The following is an 18,974-nucleotide window of genomic DNA, read 5'->3' on the forward strand; positions in this document are numbered from 1 at the left end:
CTTCAAGGACCAGACAGTCCAAAATATTATCAAAACAGAAGAATACACCGCACGGGCGAAGCCTCAAGAGAAGGGTCCTAGAGGGTCATGCCCATCGAAAATTCTAGCACCTTCAAAATCAATAGCAGGCATAAAATGCTCCCATTGACCTTTGGCATGAGAGGTAACCACATCAATTGCCTTCAGGCGTTCAGCAGGATCGACAGTTAAAACAAGGATAGACGGACCAGCGCCAGATACAACTGCAGCAAGTTTGGCATGTCTCAAATGTTCTATAAGTGAGAATGTTTCAGGCATAGCATCAGCACGGTAATTCTGGTGCAATCGATCTTCAGTTGCCTCTAGAAGAACATCAGGACTCTGCGTCAAAGCTGCGACTAATAAAGCAGACCTGGAGAGATTGAAAACGGCATCAGTGTACGGAACAGAAAATGGCTGCAGACCACGAGCGACCACAGTTGACATCTGCTGATTAACCGGAACAAAAATAACAGGCCGGATGGCCCTGTGTGGCACGAGTTTTTTATATGCAGGCTCTGTGCCTTGCCGGGCTGAGGAATCATGTCTATAAGAAGGGGAAACGGTCTTTTCGCCAGAGCCACGCAGCCAGGCTATTGTAAGACCACCGAATAGCGCTGCTGCAATATTGTCTGGATGGCCCTCTATATCTGTTGCAAGAATAAAGCTCTCGGCACTATCATGCGGATACGAGGCATGAGACATAATTCGCTGTGCCGCAAGAACCGCAGAAGATATTGCAGCTGCTGACGACCCAAGACCCCGTCCTGGAGGAAAATCAAAATCCGACACGAGGCGAAGTCCGGGTGCGGTAAAACCCCTGGATGCAAAGACATGCAACAAAGACCTGACTATTAGATTAGAGTCATCAGAGGGAAATTGAGAGGAACCCCGCGTTTCTATCGTAATCCCAGGAACATCAAGAATCTCAACCTTGAGTGTGCTGTACATGCCGAGGGCAAGGCCCAGCGAATCAAACCCAGGGCCAAGATTTGCACTTGTCGCGGGGACTTTAACTGTGAAACTCAAATTCCTACAACCCTCCAATCTCACTGCTTCCCGTGATTTTGCGCAACAGATGCATCAGGCGGCATCACGCGAGATTCAAATATGAAGCTATTGATTGCGAATCACCGGGTAATGACGGAAGGGAATACTCTGTGCCATCAGATTTACGAAAGGCCAGCTGTTGATCCTTCAATCCATGGCCAGTTAGAGTGCACACAACACTACTGCCCTCTGGGGGTTTTGAGGCAAGAAGGCCTGCAACGCTTATCGCACTGGCCGGTTCAACAAATAACCCACAAGTGCGTGCCAATAATTTCTGTGCCTCGAGGATGCCTGAATCATCTATACTCCCAAAATAACCATTACACGCGTGTTGGGCATGCAGAGCCTGTTTCCAAGAAGCCGGATTGCCAATACGAATAGCAGTTGCTATTGACTGCGGATTTTCAACAATATGCCCTGAGACAATCGGAGCAGCACCACTTGCCTGAAAGCCGAAAATACGCGGAATATGGGTACTGTTTCCACGAACTTTCTCTTCACTGTATCCAAGATAGTATGCCGTGTAATTACCAGCATTACCAACAGGAAGATAATGGTAATCTGGCGCATCCCCCAGGGCATCAATTATCTCAAACGCAGCAGTTTTTTGTCCGCTTATACGGTCTGGATTTATTGAGTTTACAAGGTGTACGGGGTGAATTTCTGCGAGCTCCCTAGCCACTCTGAGGCATGAATCAAAATTTCCTCTAATCTGCAAAACTCTCGCGCCGTGTGCGACAGCCTGGCACAACTTACCATGACTTACGAAGCCCTCGGGGATGAGAACAACGCACTCTATACCTGCAGCGGCGGAATAAGCTGCGGCTGAAGCAGAAGTGTTACCTGTTGATGCGCAAATAACCGTGCGCACGCCCGAATTCACAGCTTTTGATACGGCAACTGTCATACCTCTATCTTTGAACGACCCAGTTGGGTTAGCGCCATCAAACTTTAACCACACAGAAGAGGCAGTTAGGCTCGACAGAGCTTCTGAATACACAAGGGGGGTATTACCCTCACCAAGGGTAACAACCTTAAGGTCCGCGTCAAGCCCCAGGCGTGATCTGTACTCGTTGATAATCCCTCTAAAATACATCGTGCATCACGCCGTTTCCGGTAACGCAAGGCCAGTTTCTTCAAAACCGCCCTGTTCAATCCGCATAACACTTACTATACTCACAACATGCGAGCAATTTTTTAACTCCACAATTACAGAGGATATGGCGGAGTCTGTAACAACCTCAGTTACAACTACCAGACGCATTATTACATCAGACTCAGAGAGTTTTGTGTGTAGATTCGAACAATCCACCCGGGACTGGACCAGGCTATCCAAAAGCACCTTACATTCCGCGAATGTCCTGGCAATCTGAGCAAGCGCCTCGGGAGACTGTATAGCAAATAAAACAAACTGATATCTGGTTTTTATAAGATCTATCGGACTCACTTTCACAGATCTCTTGCGTCTATTATCTATCCAAATCTCGGAGGTTGGGATAGATCCAGCCTTGTATCTACGGGCTATACTCACTACATCACCAAGGATGGCAGAAGCAGTTTCTAGACCTCCCGCGCCGGAGCCGTAAAACATGAGTGGGCCAGCCAGCTTTGCCTGTACAAAAATTGCGTTTTTATTGCCACGCACGGCAGCTAGGGGGTGCTTGCGATCGATAAGCGCTGGATGCACACGGACGCTAATATCAGTGTCATTTGCCATCCGCTCACATATTGCCAAAAGCCTCACGAATTTATTACTCGCCCTTGCTGCGCTTATGGTTTCCTGGGTGATGTTAGATATCCCTTCGCGGTACACCAAAGTTCTTGGTATATCTGCATGAAAAGCTAAAGAGGCAAGTATTGTTGCCTTTGCGGCTGCATCATGCCCCTCTATATCTGCGCTGGGATCAGACTCTGCGTAACCCAAATCCTGAGCAACTTTTAGTGCATTCTCGAGGGAATCCCCTGTTGATTCCATTCTGTCAAGAATAAAATTGGTTGTCCCGTTTACAATGCCCGAAATTTTTTGTATAACATCACCACTCAAAGAATCTTTAAGAGGGCGTATAACAGGAATTGCCGCACAAACAGCGGCTTCATACAGAAACTGTGCGCCAACGCTGGATGCCAATGCCAGAAGCTCACGGCCATGCTCAGAGATAAGGGTCTTATTTGCACTTACAACATCTGCACCTACTTGTAAAGCCCTTGTTATAAGCTCCTTTGCAGGATGGAGGCCACCTATCAACTCAATCACTACATCCGCGCGGAGAATTAATCCCTCTAAATCATCGGTATAGTACGAAGCATCCAACTCACGGCTTTTGCTCAAATCCTTTACGCCGATCCCAATGAGCTCTATATCTAGTCCCCCGGTGCGTATTTTTAGTTCATCTGCATTGCTCAGCAGGAAACGTGCAACGCAGGAGCCAACCCGACCAGCACCGAATAGTGCAAGTTTTAGACTCCTATAATCCACACAAGCCCCTAAAACCCGGTTATACAATATGTATACTGATCCAAGGCTACTTTGTTTGGTGATTAAACCCGAAATCTTTGAGTTTCGAAGAGGCATGGTCTAAGAATCAAGAAACTCAAGAGCTAAAAGAAATTTTGAAAATTGCGCACTCTATCAACCACAGTGGCAGAAAAACTGGTAGTTCTGGCATCAGCGATAGTTATATACATACTTGCTAAATCCGACCCCCTTGGCGAACTAAGAAGAATAAATAACTGGAAAGATACCGCTCCGAACTACGGTACCCTCGGGGCATATATGCTAATTATCATTGCAAGCGTTACGATCCTGGCCCTACCCAGTCGAGTGCGCAGCCATCAGAACAGGCTTTCCATTCTGATGGTATCGATTATTGCGTTTGGGCTTCTTCAGTCCTTCTACGATATTGAAGCAGGCATAACGGCTGCTGCCATATTCGTAGGTATTGCATTGGCAAAATTTCTTTACTGGAAAGAGCTGCTGGATGCAATTTTGATAGCTATTTTTCTGTACTGCATTCCACCTACAGGTTCGGAAATGCAGTTTGTCTCTATCGGAATCTTGGCCTTTTTGGCAAATTACAAATATTTCGGAAAAATAGCAGCAATCATACTCTCCGCTGTATGCTTCATCCTCGCGCCAGCACCCCTGCCTGTTATATTTTCTTTTCTAGCCTGCACTGCAGCCATTCTTGCAAGAAAAATACCGAAAATATGGAGGGTAGTGAGCTATATACCCCTACTAAGCGCCGGTATATTACTATCTGTCAACTTCACAGAAAACATCAAATTTACCGGAGCAATTGGCAGTATCCTAATATTCTGCGCGGCAATATCCGCGCTAATAAGAACCTGGTTCTTTGCAACTGACAGAGAAATTAACGACTCGGGTAAAATGCTCGAATTCAGGGCTGAAACACTCTTTCCGCACGGGGCATGTGTACTTCTACTCTCACTCCCTGATGTATCCCCCGTCACCGTATTGATCTTTGCGATGATAAGCACAAAATCACAGTTCTGCAAGAGAATGACATAAAAGAGACACAAGACAATAGCGGCACACAGAAGTGCGTGCCGCTAGTCAGGCAAAACAGGATTTAGAAATCCATCCCGGCACCGGGATCGGCCGGGCCAGGAGCAGGCTTTGGCTCAGGCTTCTCGGCAACAACGGCTTCGGTAGTCAGAAAAAGCCCAGCTATAGAAGCAGCGTTCTCAAGAGCAGAGCGCGTAACCTTTACCGGATCTGAAATACCCCTAGAAAGCATATCAACGTACTCACCCGTTGATGCATCAAGACCGTGACCCTGAGGTAAAGAAGATACCTTACCAACAACAACACCAGGCTCAAGACCAGCATTCAACGATATCTGCCTGAGGGGCGCCTCTATAGCCGAACGAACGATATTTCGGCCAACCGCCTCCTCCGAGGTGAGCTGCAAATCCTTCAAGGCAGAAGTGCCAGACTGGAGAAGCGCAGCACCACCGCCTGCAACAATCCCCTCTTCTACAGCAGCTTTTGCATTACGCACCGCATCCTCAATGCGATGTTTCCGTTCTTTCAATTCAACCTCAGTCGCTGCACCGGAACGAATGACAGCAACACCGCCCGATAGCTTAGCAAGGCGCTCCTGTAGCTTTTCCCTGTCATAGTCACTATCGCTATTCTCAAGCTCTTTCCGGATCTGCGAAACGCGGCCAGCAATCTGATCAGACGACCCTGCACCATCGACAATTGTCGTCTCATCCTTGCTAACAACAACCTTACGGGCACGACCCAGAAGATCAAGAGTGGCATTCTCGAGCTTTAGACCGACCTCCTCAGAAATGACCTGACCGCCTGTAAGAACGGCAATATCCTGTAACATCATCTTCCTACGGTCACCGAAACCGGGAGCCTTAACGGCAACAGACTTGAAAATTCCGCGGATCTTGTTAACAACGAGCGTTGCAAGCGCCTCGCCGTCGACATCTTCAGCAATGATAAGAAGTTGCTTACCAGACTGGATAACCTTGTCAACAACCGGGAGCAGATCTTTAACACTCGATATTTTGCTATCACAAATAAGAATGTAAGGGTTCTCAAAAACCGTTTCCTGCCGCTCCGCATCGGTTACAAAATAAGCCGAAAGGTAGCCTTTATCAAAACGCATGCCCTCGGTTATCTCGAGTTCGGTCCCGAAAGTATTTGACTCCTCGACAGTGACAACGCCTTCCTTGCCAACCTTCTCGAGTGCTTGGGCAATAATATCCCCTATCTGCGGATCCCCGGCAGAGATCGAGGCGCAGGCAGCGATTTCTGCCTCAGTCTCAACCTCTTTCGCGGAGGTGAGAAGCGCTTTCGATACCGCAGCAACAGACTTCTCAATACCCCGGCGCAAACTGATAGGATCAGCACCAGCAGCCACGTTTTTGAGGCCCTCACGTACCATAGCCTGGGCTAATACAACAGATGTTGTGGTCCCGTCACCTGCAACATCATCAGTCTTCTTGGCAACCTCCTTGACAAGCTCTGCACCAATCTTCTCGTACGGATCATCTAGCTCGATCTCCTTGGCGATTGTCACACCGTCATTTGTTATTACAGGTGCACCCCACTTCTTTTCCAGAACTACATTGCGACCCCTGGGCCCGAGGGTGACCTTTACAGTATCAGCCAATGTGTTGAGACCACGCTCAAGACCACGTCTAGCATCCTCGTTGAAAGTGATTTTTTTAGCCATAATCTCCGTTCCTTGGAAAACCGAACAAATCCGGGTTTAAGTATAACCTACCCACAACATGACTATAGAGGAGGTAATGTTGACAATTCTTGAGGCAAACAGCGGCAACAAAATCATCCCAAAGCAAACTCAAAGATCCTCAGATTGCCCCGGTTTTGATAAGAATAAAGTCGGTGTTTTGGGAAGTATCTCAGGGGGTTCAGACTTAGAATCAGTCGCAAAGTTAAATGCAAGAAGAGCTGTATAATCTTTGTGATGCGGTCGATCAGGTACAAGTCACTCGCGTGGCGCCTTCCGCGCAGAGAGCTTCGTAAAAAGGAAGCTCTTCGAAAGCGCCGGGGTTGGCCTGTCAGGGTCGCGGTTGCCACATTTACGATGACCCTTTTGTCTGGCACCCCAAGTGGAGCGTACGCTTTTGATGATGTTTATCGCTCCGCCTGGCAAGGTTTTGAAAACCTGCAGGACCTGAAAAAGGAGGGTCAAACACTTGCTCTCGGGGGTTATTTCGTCTCACCGCATGCTCAGGACTCCAGGGCGTACACCTCAAGGCCACTTGGTTCTTTTAGCGTACTTTACAAGCCCGTCGCGACCAGCGAAATACAATCATGGGCCCTTGAAAGGGTTTATGCCTCTGGATGGGACTATAGGCAGTTTACATGCCTTGTTCTACTGTGGAACAAGGAATCTGGCTGGAACCCATACGCAATGAACAGATATTCTGGGGCGTATGGGATACCCCAAGCCCTCCCAGGTAACAAAATGAAAGTTGCTGGAGATGATTGGCGAACAAACCCAAAGACCCAAGTATCATGGGGTTTGAGGTACATATCTGCAAGGTTTGGCAACCCGTGTGGGGCATGGGAACATTCTGTGCGAAAGGGTTGGTACTAATCTCACCGGGAGTACAGAAGTGCTGTGCGCGAGATTTGGATTTATTCGTAATCCTAAGTAATAAACACAATTTTTAAGACAGTCGGTCGATGCGGTGCTATTGCGCCTAAGGGTTTAGGATACGCTTTTCTCTAATAAAACGGGCGTAATTAGTCATCCGAAGCGCAAATATGACGCATGATCATCTGGTCTGGATATTCATTCACTGCCCATAAAGATTAGGCGCAGCTTATCTCCATTCAAGCATGATGATAATCAATCTAACTTCATCGAGATACGCATCAACATGACCTGTTTTGTACCCCCTGTACGAGGGTCGAAAGACCGCAGAGCGGACTTCATCCTCACTTAGGGTGCCGGTACGACGTAAATAGCCAAGCACTCGATCAAGCACTCGATCAACAGAATTAGGCTCGTACCCCCAATTTTCGCGGATAAAACGTTTTCTCGGCGGTTTTTGAAGACGGTCTGCAATCTGTTGAATTCTGGATGCAACATGCTCTTTCCATGCCTGGGATCCATGTAGTGCAACATAGGCCTGTCGCTCTTTAAAAATACACGCCCGTTCAAGACGATCTAAAGCTGCATCAACCTGCTTTGGAGAATAACCGCGCCTTCTCAGCTTGAAAGTAATATTTCTAATAAGTGAAGACCGGAGTTTCGGGTCAGAGTTTTCATAAGCAACCTTAGCAGCCGAAAAAAACGTGTCAACTTGCCGTTTGTCGTATCCGAGCGCAAAGGGAGAGGTCCGACGAAACAGGAATTTTCTCACTGCAAAAATCAGGTAGGTTCAGTCGTCTCTGCGAAATGTCCGCCTAGGGGGATCAATAACCGACACCAGTGGGGCGTGATCACTGGGAGTAAGGCCAAAAAGATGCCTTCTCTGCACCCGATCGATTTCACCCCAAATAGTCCTTCTTTGGACTGAATCAGACCCGAGCATGAAATCTATCCTGAGGCCTTGGTTATTCTGAAAACGCTGACGCTGATAACTCCAGGATGTAAAGCCAATTGGGGCAAAAGGGCGGATAAGGTCAAACATCCCCGTGTCAAGGATGGCCTGAAAGGCCTCACGCTCAGGACCTGAACAGGTTATGTCATTAGGCAGCTGAAAGTCGGGATCAGCTGTATCTTGTTCGCAGGTGACGATGTTAAAATCCCCAACAAGCATTAGAGGAATGCCCGGAGTTCTTCTAAGAACAGTCCTGACATGAGATGCAAGAGCTTTAAGCCATGCGAGCTTATACTCAAAGTGCGGGGAGCCGACTTCCCTTCCGTTGGGAACGTACAGGCTATACAAACGAATACCACCAGTCGTTGCGGAAATTGCCCGAGCCTCCTGCGGAATATCCGTACCCCAGCGGTCACTCAAGAATCCGGGTGCACGAGGAATGTTAACCGTAACCCTTCTAATCGGGAACCTGCTAACAATTGCAACGCCCTCAAATCCCCTAAGGCCATGAGCTTCAGAATAATATCCCGCGTCTCTAAAGGCATCGACAGGAAAATCCCCAGTTCTGACCTTAGTCTCCTGTAGGGCAGCAACATCAATGCATTCATTTTTAAGCCAAGCCAAAACACGTTCAAGACGTGCCCTAATTGAATTGACATTCCATGTACCGACGCGCACGCAAAGATGATACACCAAATGGTTCGCAGTGAGCGTTTAGGACACGATAAAACGAGATGTTGCAAAGAAAGTGATTTTCTGCCCGGATATAAAGGACCGTGCCAGGCGACAACCCCGTGTCAGTCGAGACAGAGAGCATGGGGTACCTTACACAAAATTCATGTGCACAAGCAAAAGAATTGGAAAAATATTTAAAAGCATTGAGTCCACTCTGTCAAGCATTCCTCCATGCCCGGGAAGTATTCCGCTCATATCCTTAACACCAAGTCTGCGCTTTATATAAGACTCGGCTAAATCACCAAGGATTGCAAAGAGAAACAGAATTGAGGCGGCAGTTGCACTGAACAGCAATGACTTGTGAAGCAGCAAAATACCTGTTAGTGTGCCAAAAAAGAGAGATGAAAAGAAACCACCCATGAGCCCCTCCCATGTTTTATTTGGACTTATACGCGGTGCAAGAAGATGCCTTCCGAACAGTGTTCCAAAGACGTACGAGAATGTATCTGATGCAATTACCGTGACAAGCATGAAAAACACCCATAACCTTCCCGTTGGATGTGCGGCAATAAATGCGAAGAGTGAAACGGTAATTGGTATATACAAAAAAATGAATAATGAATGTAAAGAAAACCTGGCACGCAGAAAAAATTGGGCAAGCAGGATTGTAAGCATGAAAAACGCGATCGACGGTAAAAACCAGGATGCAAAAAAGAATGCCAATACGGGCAGAACAACAGTAGACAAGGTCAAGAAAGGGCGGACTATGAAGATACCGCGCGTGTGGGTGGCTGTAAAGATCTCGGCAAGGCAGGTAACTCCGACAAGTATGCAAACCAGAACAAACAAATGCAGAAAGACAAAAAGAGAGATGAGAAGCAGTCCGCCCAAAATAAGACCCACACCGATTGCAAGGACCAAATCCCTTCCCGTGCGGGCCTGTACCCTTTGTTTTAGCATGAAGAAATATCTAAGCATTGCAGCCTCATTCAAACACTACAGATTTGCGGATAAGTCTTGGGGCTGGATCAAAGCCTAAGAAGCTCAGACTCCTTATGTCTCAACAAATCATCTACTACGGATATAACATCCTTAGTTAGTTTGTCTAATTCCTTTTCACGACGGACAATTTCATCCTTTGCCAGTCCCATAGCATCAAGGCTTGCCCTAGCCTTGCGGCGTATATTCCTGGCTGAAACCCTCGCCTCTTCTGCTTTCACCCGAGCCTGTTTTACATATTCGTGTCTGCGCGCTTCTGTTAGCTGTGGCATGACAATCTTTATGCACTCCCCATCATTTCCGGGAGTGCCAATATTCGGTACATTACGAAGTGCACGGTCAATCTGTGAAAGAAGCGCTGAATCGTATGGAGTAACGACAATCGTGTTAGCATTCAAAACCCTAATGCTCGCGAGGCTAACCAGAGGAACGCTAGCGCCCTCGCAATCAACCATAACTTTTTCGAATTGTCCTGAATTTACCCTGCCACTGTGTATGGACAAAAACTGCTCCTTGAGAAGCTCAATTGTTTTGTTCATTCGCTCTGACACATCGCCGCTACACATGATGCCCACCTAAGATCCAAACCATCAAAGCTCGACAAGCTACCCAGAAGGGGCAGCACACAGTTAAGCGTAACAAAACTTACAACCCACTTATCTCAAAATCACACCCCAGAGTTGCGGAATCTGTTTAGCCGAAGGATCTAACAGGAAAAGTCCTAACCACGACACAACTTTATTGACTTAGCTCCGTGCCGACTTTAAGACCGGAAACAGCATCTCTAAGACTTTCCATCCCAAATACACGCATTGGCAATCCGTGCTCCATACAAAGCCCAAGGGCAGCGGAATCAACAACACGCAAACCCCTCTCCAGCGCTTCGCGATACGTAATTTTGTATATTTTCTTTGCATTTGGATTTATTTGCGGATCATCTGTATAAACGCCATCTACACCATTTTTAGCAATCAGAACAATATCTGCCTTGATTTCAAGCGCTCTCTGAACTGCAACAGTATCGGTTGAAAAATATGGCATACCCGCACCGGCAGCGAATATAACAACCCTGCCCTTCGTAAGATGTCTCTCGGCCCGACGGGGCACATATAGCTCAGCAACTTGAGACATGCTAATTGCCGACTGGACCCTAGTATCGCCACCGGCCTGTTCCAGAAAGTCCTGAAGTGCCAAGGCGTTAATCACAGTCCCGAGCATGCCCATGTAATCTGCGCGATCCCTTGCCATGCCCCGACGACTTAATTCTGCCCCCCTGAAATAGTTACCACCGCCAACCACAATGGCAATTTGTATTGTTTTTGACACCCTCACTATTTCGCTGGCAATTGCGCTAACCACGTCAGGGTCAACCAACGGAGCGCCGCCACCAAAGGATTCACCCGAAAGCTTCAGAAGAACTCTGCGACTGGCCATCTATGCACACTCAGGTTCCAACACGAAAGCGCGCAAAAGATATCACACGAAGACCTGTAGCTTCTAGCACTTTTGAAATAGTTACCTTATTGTCACGCACATAATCCTGTTCAAGAAGCACATTCTGCTTATAAAGCTTGACTAAACGACCCTCAACAATCTGAGGTAAAACCTCTTCCGGCTTACCTTCACCCCTTGATATTTCAGTGAGCAAATCACGTTCCCTCTGGAGAATACCCTGAGGTATATCACCAACCGATAGATATTCGGGAGCCGCAAACGCGATATGCTGGGCGATGAAGCGGGCTGTTGCGTCATCATGCCCTTCATACGCAAGAATGACCCCAACCTGCGGAGGAAGATCAGAGCTTGTACGGTGCATATAAACAGAAAATCTGCTGCCTTCGACACGGGCAAACCGGCGCAAGGCTACATTCTCGCCCAGAACAGCGGCTTCTAGGGCAATTAGATCAGCAACAGACCCTTCATCGCACCGGACACGCAGGGCCGTTTCAAGAGAATCGGCATCGCTGACAAGATCAGCAACTTTCTCCGACAGGGCCAGAAATCTGTCACTTTTAGCAACAAAATCCGTTTCACAGCACAACTCAGCCAAAACGGCATGAGTCGCAAACTGCCTTGAGACCACAAGACCCTCGCTAACAGAGCGCCCCTCGCGCTTTTCAGCCGATTTAAGGCCTTTAAGCCTTAAAATCTCTACCGCCCTTTCGATATCGCCACCGGCCTCTATGAGCGCGTTCCTGCTATCCATAACGCCAACACCGAGACGCTCACGCAACAGCCTCACATCAGCCATGCTTATATCCACCACACACTCACTTCCTTCATAAAGAAAGATATCCTAATCTGACAGCTCTTCGTCCTGCGGGGCAGGCCCCTTGGAAAGATCACCATCAAGAGGGCGATCTGTGCCGGAAATAGGACGAGTCTCACCTGACGAATCACCGGATTGAAGAAGCTGCTTTTCCCATTCAGCCATCGGTTCAATATCGTCCTGCGGGGCCTTATGACGCTCAACAAGTCCCTGGGCAACAGCATCGGCAACAATCCCAGTCAGGAGCTCGATAGACCTGATCGAATCATCATTTCCAGGAATCGGAAACTGAACCAGATCCGGATCGCAATTGGAATCAAGGATTGCAACAACCGGTATACCAAGTTTTCTGGCCTCCTCAACTGCTATGCCTTCTCTGTTTGTGTCAACAACCCAGAGTAGCGCTGGCAGCTTTGTCATATTCCGGATACCTCCGAGGCTACGGCGTAATTTCTGAAGTTCACGCCCACGGATAAGCTGTTCCTTCTTGGTTGAAACTGAGTCATCAAGACGAGCCTCTTCAAGCTCCTTCATTCGCACAAGACTTTTAGAAACTGTTGAAAAATTAGTCAAAAGACCACCGAGCCATCTATGTGCTATATAGTGCTGACCAACACGGCTCGCCTGTTTGAAAATAACCTGCTGAGCCTGACGTTTTGTGCCGATAAAAAGCACCTCACCACCGCGAGCAACAGTGTCCCTAATAAAATCAACGGCGGTAACTATACCCCTAATGGTCTCGCGCATATCAAGGATATAGGAGCCGCACCGCTCGGTTAAGATGAACCCTTTCATTTTTGGATTCCAACGCTGCGTGGTATGCCCAAAATGTACACCGTTATCCAGCAAATTCCTAATAGTAACTAGCGGCAATCCACCCCTCCAGAACACAAACCCACAGAATACACGCGGGAAAGTATACCAGCAGAAAAATAACCATCTTAAAATCAACAATTTTTGCTAAACATTCAGGAAGATGTGATGAGTGATATAAGACTGCTTTCGTGAAGAAATTACATGTGCTGCTACCCGGTAGGGCTATTCGGCCGGTTATAAGATTGCTAATCATCTTATGTGCATCCGGGATTCTTGCCGGAAACTCTGTGTACAGCCTGCCCAGCACAGCTAGCATAAACACCCAGTTTGTTAACTTTGACGACGATTATATCGATCAAATAAAGAAAATAATCACAAGTATTGTCGATCTCAATAAGAAGAATTGGAAATGGCCTGTATCAAGCAGTAAGAAGGTTATACGTGGCTTTAAACCCCCAAGAAATAAGAAAGAAAAATATCTTTCTGGCTTCCACAGGGGGATAGACATTGCTGCAAAAGAGAATGAGTCTGTATATGCCCCAGCTGATGGAGTAATAAAATTTTCTGGATTTCTTGCGAACAGATACGTTATAAGTATCACTCATGCTAACGGCCTGGTGTCAAGCTTTGAGCCTGTCAAAGCTTCTGTTATAAAAGGCCAGCGTGTTACACGAGGGCAACAACTTGGTCAAGTACAGACAGGGCTTCATACGAATATTATTCTCGGTTCAGTAAAAAAGGGGCTTAGAGAAGCACTGAATACTGCTGTACAACTTCTGGGTGAGTATGCAGGATCGGTTGCAGCTGGTCCGGTCGGTGCAAAAATTGGAAAAGAGCTTGCAAAATTTGTCGTCAGTTCTGTAACTAAGAATTCAGCTCTTGGAGATGGAATACATATTGGGGTGCGAAAAAACGGGATTTACATTAACCCGTTGCTATTCTTCGGAAAAATAAAGCCTTCCGTTTTATTACCTAACAATTGAAAGCAAACAAGTTATCACACATTATGTGATTCTTGTAAGGCGCCGAGTCGGTGCATCAACCTTAAGGCTTCGTCCCTGTATGGCACTCTAAACTGTACTTGTTGCAGCTCAAGCAAAGCTAAATCTGGCCTGCCCTGTTTTATACGAGCCTCTGCCATCGCGAGCGCTATTTCTTGCCTTACGCTAGGTTTTGCAGGCAGTGCATAAACATCGTTCCCGACCGCAACAGCTTCATCGGAGCGGTTCATCTTCGAAAGGCAACGTATAATCCAGGGCACAGGCTCAAGACCGCCTGACAATCGACGAGCAGCTCTAAAGTTTCTAAGCGCGAGAGTGAAGTTGCAACAGGCGAACGCGGCTTTAGCGAGGATGAATCTTACTGCGGGCAACCGGTAAGCGATCCTGGCAGCTTCAGAGGCGTATGAAAGCGCAAAGATAGGGTTTGTATTCAGGAAACTAATTGCTGTCGCTATATAACGACCGGCAATCTTTCCCTGACGAAGTGATAATAGAGAATTGTAAATCTCAGTGGGCAAACCCTCACAGGTGATCCACTCTGGGATATGCAGTTTTTGACAGCCAGAATGAACCGCACAAATACGAGGAATATCAGATCGCCAGTCGCGGCAAACCGATCTGTTATTCACAGAAGAATACTAACTCAGAGCATCAAAAACCCAGAACTATTCCACGTTCTACATTCCGGACTGCACACCCGGGGCATTCCTGCGAAAGCGACACAAATTCATTGACTTGACATGTAGGCAATGTGGCGTAAACATAATACAATGCGCGAATTCAGGCCCTTGGATGTGCCTGGTTGTAACTGCTTATTAAGCGCTCTAGAGAAACATGTGTGTAAATTTGGGTTGTACTGAGGCTACTATGACCCAGGATTTCCTGAAGGCTCCTGAGATCAGCCCCATTGTCCAGCATATGGGTCGCTGCAGAGTGTCTAAGAACGTGCGGGCCCCGCGGGCCCTTGGGCATCTCAAGGAGTTCTGATACCAGTCGATACACAACACGTGGATTTATGCGACGACCACGGGAACCTAAAAATAGGGCTTTACTTGATCTGTCAGATAATAGGGTGTGGCGCATATTCAGGTATAAATCCAGAGCATGTGATGCGGGCTTGCCAAACAACACAACCCGCTGTTTACCATTTTTACCATCAACCCTGACGGTACACAGATCGTGGTCAATACTATCAAGATCTAGAGAGACCAACTCAGACACTCTAATCGCCGATGCATATAACAGCTCAAAAATTGCCGTATTACGTAACTGTATTACTGGGACCGTATGTGAGAAATTACCCAGGATCTGTGCAATCCTTTTTTCCGATAAAACAGAGGGTAGCTGCGAAGTGGACTTCGGTGCCCTTAGGGCAGCAGCAGTGTTTTGGGCAGTGATCTTTCTGTCATATGCCCATCTAAAAAAGCTTTTCAAAGAAGAGACTGCCCGTCTGATAGACCTTGCAGACTTATGGCTTTGACTGTATAGCCACGAGCGTAAATCCTGAATTGACACATCTCGTAAGGACTTTACATTCTCGCGAGAGTCATGGGTAATAATGTATTCACCAAAGCACATCAGGTCACGATAATATGCCCGACAAGTGTGTGAACTGTAGCCCCTAACATTTTCCAGGTAAATAATAAACTCGCGTATTAAACAGCAAAACCCCTCGTTGAGGGTGTCGCCGCAGGGGCACACTGATCTCTTGAGAGAGCCCTTATCCAACATAAATTTTCATCTAAGCCTACCTGATAGGCGCCAGCCGGAACCTGATCGGATCACCTGCCCCGACAGTTCAAGCAAACGCATAAGGGACGACACATCATCAAAGAGCATTCCGGACAGGCGGCATATCTCACTTATATCTCTGTCATACTTTTTACTCAGAGCATCAATAACCCTAATTCTACTAGCCTGTAGCCCAAAAGAGTCCTTTTGGATAGGTGAAACAACGAGTGGGGCGAATAATCCAACCACATCATCCGCACAAGTAACACTTTCTGCAATCCTGTCGCGTATAAGTCGGTTGCACCCTTCTGATAGGGGTGAGTTAATAGGTCCAGGAACTGCGCCGACTGGCACCTGAACATCAGCCGCATGGTACGCTGTACTGATGCTACCTGAGCGCGCGGCGGCCTCAGTTACGACAACAGCAGATGGAATAGCGGCTATCAGCCTGTTCCTGCGCAAAAAGCGCCATTTGGTAGGTCTGGAGCCGCAAGGCATTTCAGAAACTATAATCCCAGACTCGCAAATTTTTGAGAACAGCGCCTCATTACCTCTTGGGTAAATCCAGTCCACCCCTCCCGCAAAAAATACTATCGTTGATTTGCCGGCAGAAAGAGCAGACATATGTGCTGTCCCGTCAATTCCAAGAGCACCACCAGAAACAATTACATAATTCTTTCTGGCAAGACTGTAGGATATGTCCGCTGTAACACTTTTTCCGTAGTAACTGCAGCATCGCGTGCCAACAATACTGACCTTTTGACTCGTGTCCAGCAAAATAGACGGGGAGTTGCCCCTTACCCAAAGAATATGGGGTTTCTCATCCTGCAGCTTGTTGTACTTATCGGTTACAACAAGTTTTGCACCCGTATGATGTGCTGCCTGAAATGATTTCAGCAATTGCTGATAGTCAGCACGCATTTTCCAGACAGATCTGTGCTTTTCAAGCTGCTGCGATTCAAATTCATCTAGGGTAAACGGCAAGGAGATATTACCAAGCAGCCAACCCAGTGCTCTAGGAGCTGTCATGCAGCTTATTAGACGCCCGGCAATGCGGTCACCCGGCTCAGAAATTAAGCTCCATGCTGCACGAGCAAAGTAATCCACTGCCTGATCTTCGCTCAACTCCTCAGAAAAACATAGGGGCTTCACAGCGGATATAACTTCCCTATCTGGCAGATTAAGCGTACTAATAATGTTCTTCAATAAATTGCCTTCCTTGTCTACCCACCATATTGACCAGATGTTCTGAAAATAAGAGCCTTGTCTATCTCACTCTTAGTTAATTTTGAAACACCGGTAATATCTGCAATTGTCCAGGCCAGACGAATAACTTTGTGATAACCCCGCATACTAAGTAGACCTCTTTGAAATGCAATGTCGAGACTGTCTGTGGCACCGGGGAGAATTGGCTGCCTCTGCAGCCAGTCACTTGACGCCTGACTATTTGTGCTCCACGGCGTATCTTTCATTCTGTACAAGGTACGCTCTCTAGCGAGGAGAACAGTGTTCCGCACGCTTTCAGTTGTCATACCCGATGATCCAGACAAGCCAGAGCGAAGCTCAGCAATGCTAATCCTGTTTATCATCAGCTGAATATCAATCCTGTCGATTATTGGTCTGTGTATTCGGCCCATGTACTTACGACGTGCTGAAGAAGAACATACACATTCCGCATCTTTAATCCCAAAATTCCCGCATGGACATGGATTGGCAGCGAGGATGAGTTGAAAAGTGGCCGGAAAAGTTGCAGTGGTTGTAGATCTGTGAATACTAATCTGCCCAGTCTCAAGCGGCTGGCGCAACATATTCAGAACGCGTGGTGAAAACTCTGGAGCCTCATCAAGGAATAGAACACCGTGTGAAGCCCTGGAAACAGCACCGGGAATAATTCGCTTCGCTCCGCCGCCAACAAGGGCAGATGCCGTTATGCTGTGGTGGGGTGCCTCAAAAGGAGGTCTAGTTATAAGCCCATCCTTTAAGCCTGTGCCAGAAAGGGATACAACAGAACTTACCTCGAGTGATGCCTGTGGAGATAGATCTGGGAGAAGTGCTGGCAGGCGGCTTGCAAGCATTGTTTTCCCGGAACCCGCTGGTCCATAAAAAAACAGATTGTGCCCACCGGCTGCGGCAATTTGAAGAGCCTCAATACCAAGTTGATTCCCAGATATATCAGAAAGATCACCCCCGTATTCACTGTTATCTAGCACAGCTTGTACGGGCACAGTCTTAGTTTTGGGAACCGTCACATCAGCACCGTAGGCTACTGCCGCATGGGCCAATGAGGGGACCGGTATCGCCTCGATTTCTGGAACCAACCTGGCCTCATGAACGTTTTCTACAGGAAGCATAACGCGGCGATATCCATATGTTCTTGCCGCGAGCACACTTGGCAAAATCCCAGGAACGGGTCGGAGCATACCGTCAAGACCAAGCTCACCTATGTGAACAGTTTGACTCACGAGACTGCGGTCAACTTTACCCATGGCAGATAGGCATGCAATAGCTATTGCCAGATCAAAGCCGGAGCCGTGCTTTGGAATTGACGCTGGTGAGAGGTTGACTGTTATTTTCCTATTCGACAGGGGAAGATCGGAGTTCTTACACGCCGCCCTTATACGCTCGCGAGCTTCAAGAAGGGCAGCATCCGGGAGGCCAACAAGTGTAAAAATTGGAAGGCCGTTACCTATATCCGCTTCAAGTTCAACCATGCTGCTCTGAAGGCCATTTAGCGCAACGGAGTAAGTTTTTGCAATCACAAAATTCCAACAAAATGACGGATCTGCAATTCCGGAATAAATGTAACCGAGATGGCGTCTATCCTGAGATCAATGCAAAATTCGTTTAATTTATTCTCGTGAAGCCATGCTTTCAGAAGAAATGTCAGTTTCGACAGCTTTTTGACAGTTATATTGCAGATTGGGTAGTCCGCGTTGCGTTTACCACCCTTTACCTCAACAGCAACTATTACCCCATTTTTCCTGGCAATGATATCTAGCTCGCCAAATCTGCAATACCAATTACGATCAAGCACAATATAGCCATTTACAGAAAGATAGTCGCACGCCTTATCTTCCGCAATTCGGCCCAGGGCATATTTTGAGACGTCATGAGTCACGCCGTGTGCATTGTTGAGCAAAGCTCTTGCACAAAAGCCGTTGTTGGCACAAGTCAACTGTGTAGATACAGAAACTGTATTTACACAATTGACACTCTCCTTGTTAGCCACAAAAATACATGATGAACCTGCGCAGCATGATTTTCTTGTAATAACCCGAATCTGTTCAAAACTCACTCAAGCAAAGTTGATCAAAAGATACACGAATGACGCACGAGACGCGGTAACCGAATTCTACGAG

Annotated in this window: 20 protein-coding genes; 4 read left to right on the top strand and 16 right to left on the bottom strand. The window is 47.3% G+C overall.

The annotated features are described in order from the left end of the window. Nucleotides 1-63: 63 nt before the first annotated feature. From thrB to TWT_RS02525, 3 genes are read right to left on the bottom strand one after another with little or no spacing between them, the layout of a single operon-like run. Nucleotides 64-1,071, bottom strand: a complete 1,008-nt coding sequence (thrB, locus tag TWT_RS02515) for a homoserine kinase (protein WP_011096283.1) — start codon at nt 1,069-1,071, stop codon at nt 64-66. Between the two features lie 40 nt (nt 1,072-1,111). Next, nucleotides 1,112-2,164: a threonine synthase gene (gene thrC, locus TWT_RS02520; RefSeq protein WP_011096282.1), complete on the bottom strand. Its 1,053-nt coding sequence runs from the start codon at nt 2,162-2,164 to the stop codon at nt 1,112-1,114. A 6-nt stretch (nt 2,165-2,170) separates the two neighbouring features. After that, complete coding sequence (locus TWT_RS02525) at nt 2,171-3,544, bottom strand: homoserine dehydrogenase (RefSeq protein WP_033799971.1); 1,374 nt, start codon at nt 3,542-3,544, stop codon at nt 2,171-2,173. A gap of 141 nt (nt 3,545-3,685) precedes the next feature. Here TWT_RS02525 and TWT_RS02530 point away from each other — a divergent pair, with 141 nt between their 5' ends. Continuing rightward, entirely contained in the window at nt 3,686-4,597 is a 912-nt protein-coding gene (locus TWT_RS02530) for a hypothetical protein (protein WP_011102573.1), read from the top strand. Between the two features lie 61 nt (nt 4,598-4,658). Here TWT_RS02530 and groL read toward each other — a convergent pair whose 3' ends face one another. Then, nucleotides 4,659-6,281, bottom strand: a complete 1,623-nt coding sequence (gene groL / locus TWT_RS02535; protein WP_011102574.1) for a chaperonin GroEL — start codon at nt 6,279-6,281, stop codon at nt 4,659-4,661. 76 nt (nt 6,282-6,357) lie between these two features. On the opposite strand from groL, the gene TWT_RS04900 reads away from it, so the two are divergent. Further along, the gene (locus tag TWT_RS04900) at nt 6,358-6,528 is read left to right on the top strand and encodes a hypothetical protein (protein WP_155105140.1); all 171 of its coding nucleotides are present in this window, start codon (nt 6,358-6,360) and stop codon (nt 6,526-6,528) included. A gap of 8 nt (nt 6,529-6,536) precedes the next feature. Further along, nucleotides 6,537-7,172 (top strand): transglycosylase SLT domain-containing protein, encoded by a 636-nt coding sequence (locus TWT_RS02540; protein WP_230453706.1) that lies wholly within the window; start codon nt 6,537-6,539, stop codon nt 7,170-7,172. A gap of 229 nt (nt 7,173-7,401) precedes the next feature. Here TWT_RS02540 and TWT_RS02545 read toward each other — a convergent pair whose 3' ends face one another. From TWT_RS02545 to rpsB, 7 genes are all read right to left on the bottom strand, one after another. After that, complete coding sequence (locus tag TWT_RS02545) at nt 7,402-7,944, bottom strand: DivIVA domain-containing protein (RefSeq protein WP_011102575.1); 543 nt, start codon at nt 7,942-7,944, stop codon at nt 7,402-7,404. An 18-nt stretch (nt 7,945-7,962) separates the two neighbouring features. Continuing rightward, nucleotides 7,963-8,802 carry an exodeoxyribonuclease III gene (locus tag TWT_RS02550; RefSeq protein WP_011096276.1) on the bottom strand — a complete coding sequence of 280 codons (840 nt, stop codon included), beginning with the start codon at nt 8,800-8,802 and terminating at the stop codon, nt 7,963-7,965. Between the two features lie 147 nt (nt 8,803-8,949). Next, nucleotides 8,950-9,792, bottom strand: a complete 843-nt coding sequence (locus TWT_RS02555) for a phosphatidate cytidylyltransferase (protein WP_011102577.1) — start codon at nt 9,790-9,792, stop codon at nt 8,950-8,952. Between the two features lie 35 nt (nt 9,793-9,827). Further along, entirely contained in the window at nt 9,828-10,337 is a 510-nt protein-coding gene (locus TWT_RS02560; RefSeq protein WP_237696826.1) for a ribosome-recycling factor, read from the bottom strand. Nucleotides 10,338-10,536: 199 nt separating this feature from the next. Further along, on the bottom strand, nt 10,537-11,232 hold the full coding sequence (gene pyrH, locus TWT_RS02565) for a UMP kinase (protein ID WP_011096273.1): 696 nt from the start codon (nt 11,230-11,232) through the stop codon (nt 10,537-10,539). Between the two features lie 10 nt (nt 11,233-11,242). Further along, entirely contained in the window at nt 11,243-12,064 is an 822-nt protein-coding gene (gene tsf / locus TWT_RS02570; protein WP_011102578.1) for a translation elongation factor Ts, read from the bottom strand. A 30-nt stretch (nt 12,065-12,094) separates the two neighbouring features. Then, nucleotides 12,095-12,940 carry a 30S ribosomal protein S2 gene (gene rpsB, locus TWT_RS02575; protein ID WP_011096271.1) on the bottom strand — a complete coding sequence of 282 codons (846 nt, stop codon included), beginning with the start codon at nt 12,938-12,940 and terminating at the stop codon, nt 12,095-12,097. 131 nt (nt 12,941-13,071) lie between these two features. Between rpsB and TWT_RS02580 the strand changes: the two genes are divergently transcribed. After that, on the top strand, nt 13,072-13,866 hold the full coding sequence (locus TWT_RS02580; RefSeq protein ID WP_011102579.1) for a M23 family metallopeptidase: 795 nt from the start codon (nt 13,072-13,074) through the stop codon (nt 13,864-13,866). Nucleotides 13,867-13,880: 14 nt separating this feature from the next. On the opposite strand, the gene TWT_RS02585 is transcribed toward TWT_RS02580, so the two are convergent. From TWT_RS02585 to TWT_RS02605, 5 genes are all read right to left on the bottom strand, one after another. Then, nucleotides 13,881-14,513 (bottom strand): hypothetical protein, encoded by a 633-nt coding sequence (locus TWT_RS02585; RefSeq protein ID WP_011102580.1) that lies wholly within the window; start codon nt 14,511-14,513, stop codon nt 13,881-13,883. Between the two features lie 151 nt (nt 14,514-14,664). Further along, nucleotides 14,665-15,615 (bottom strand): tyrosine recombinase XerC, encoded by a 951-nt coding sequence (locus TWT_RS02590; RefSeq protein WP_011102581.1) that lies wholly within the window; start codon nt 15,613-15,615, stop codon nt 14,665-14,667. Between the two features lie 6 nt (nt 15,616-15,621). Beyond that, nucleotides 15,622-16,821, bottom strand: coding sequence for a DNA-processing protein DprA (dprA, locus tag TWT_RS02595; protein ID WP_011102582.1), 1,200 nt, complete (start codon nt 16,819-16,821; stop codon nt 15,622-15,624). A gap of 17 nt (nt 16,822-16,838) precedes the next feature. Further along, nucleotides 16,839-18,374: a YifB family Mg chelatase-like AAA ATPase gene (locus TWT_RS02600; RefSeq protein ID WP_011102583.1), complete on the bottom strand. Its 1,536-nt coding sequence runs from the start codon at nt 18,372-18,374 to the stop codon at nt 16,839-16,841. Then, nucleotides 18,371-18,910, bottom strand: a complete 540-nt coding sequence (locus tag TWT_RS02605; RefSeq protein WP_011102584.1) for a YraN family protein — start codon at nt 18,908-18,910, stop codon at nt 18,371-18,373. Before TWT_RS02605 ends, TWT_RS02600 begins: the two co-directional genes overlap by 4 nt. Between the last annotated feature and the right edge of the window lie 64 nt (nt 18,911-18,974).

The organism is Tropheryma whipplei str. Twist, assembly GCF_000007485.1.
GTDB classification, from domain to species: domain Bacteria; phylum Actinomycetota; class Actinomycetes; order Actinomycetales; family Microbacteriaceae; genus Tropheryma; species Tropheryma whipplei.

Excerpts from the sequence above, each read along its gene's own strand:
- thrC (WP_011096282.1), bottom strand. The coding sequence starts at position 2,164 with ATGTATTTTAGAGGGATTATCAACGAGTACAGATCACGCCTGGGGCTT.
- groL (WP_011102574.1), bottom strand. The coding sequence starts at position 6,281 with ATGGCTAAAAAAATCACTTTCAACGAGGATGCTAGACGTGGTCTTGAG.
- TWT_RS04900 (WP_155105140.1), top strand. The coding sequence starts at position 6,358 with ATGTTGACAATTCTTGAGGCAAACAGCGGCAACAAAATCATCCCAAAG.
- TWT_RS02540 (WP_230453706.1), top strand. The coding sequence starts at position 6,537 with ATGCGGTCGATCAGGTACAAGTCACTCGCGTGGCGCCTTCCGCGCAGA.
- TWT_RS02560 (WP_237696826.1), bottom strand. The coding sequence starts at position 10,337 with ATGAACAAAACAATTGAGCTTCTCAAGGAGCAGTTTTTGTCCATACAC.
- pyrH (WP_011096273.1), bottom strand. The coding sequence starts at position 11,232 with ATGGCCAGTCGCAGAGTTCTTCTGAAGCTTTCGGGTGAATCCTTTGGT.
- TWT_RS02590 (WP_011102581.1), bottom strand. The coding sequence starts at position 15,615 with ATGTTGGATAAGGGCTCTCTCAAGAGATCAGTGTGCCCCTGCGGCGAC.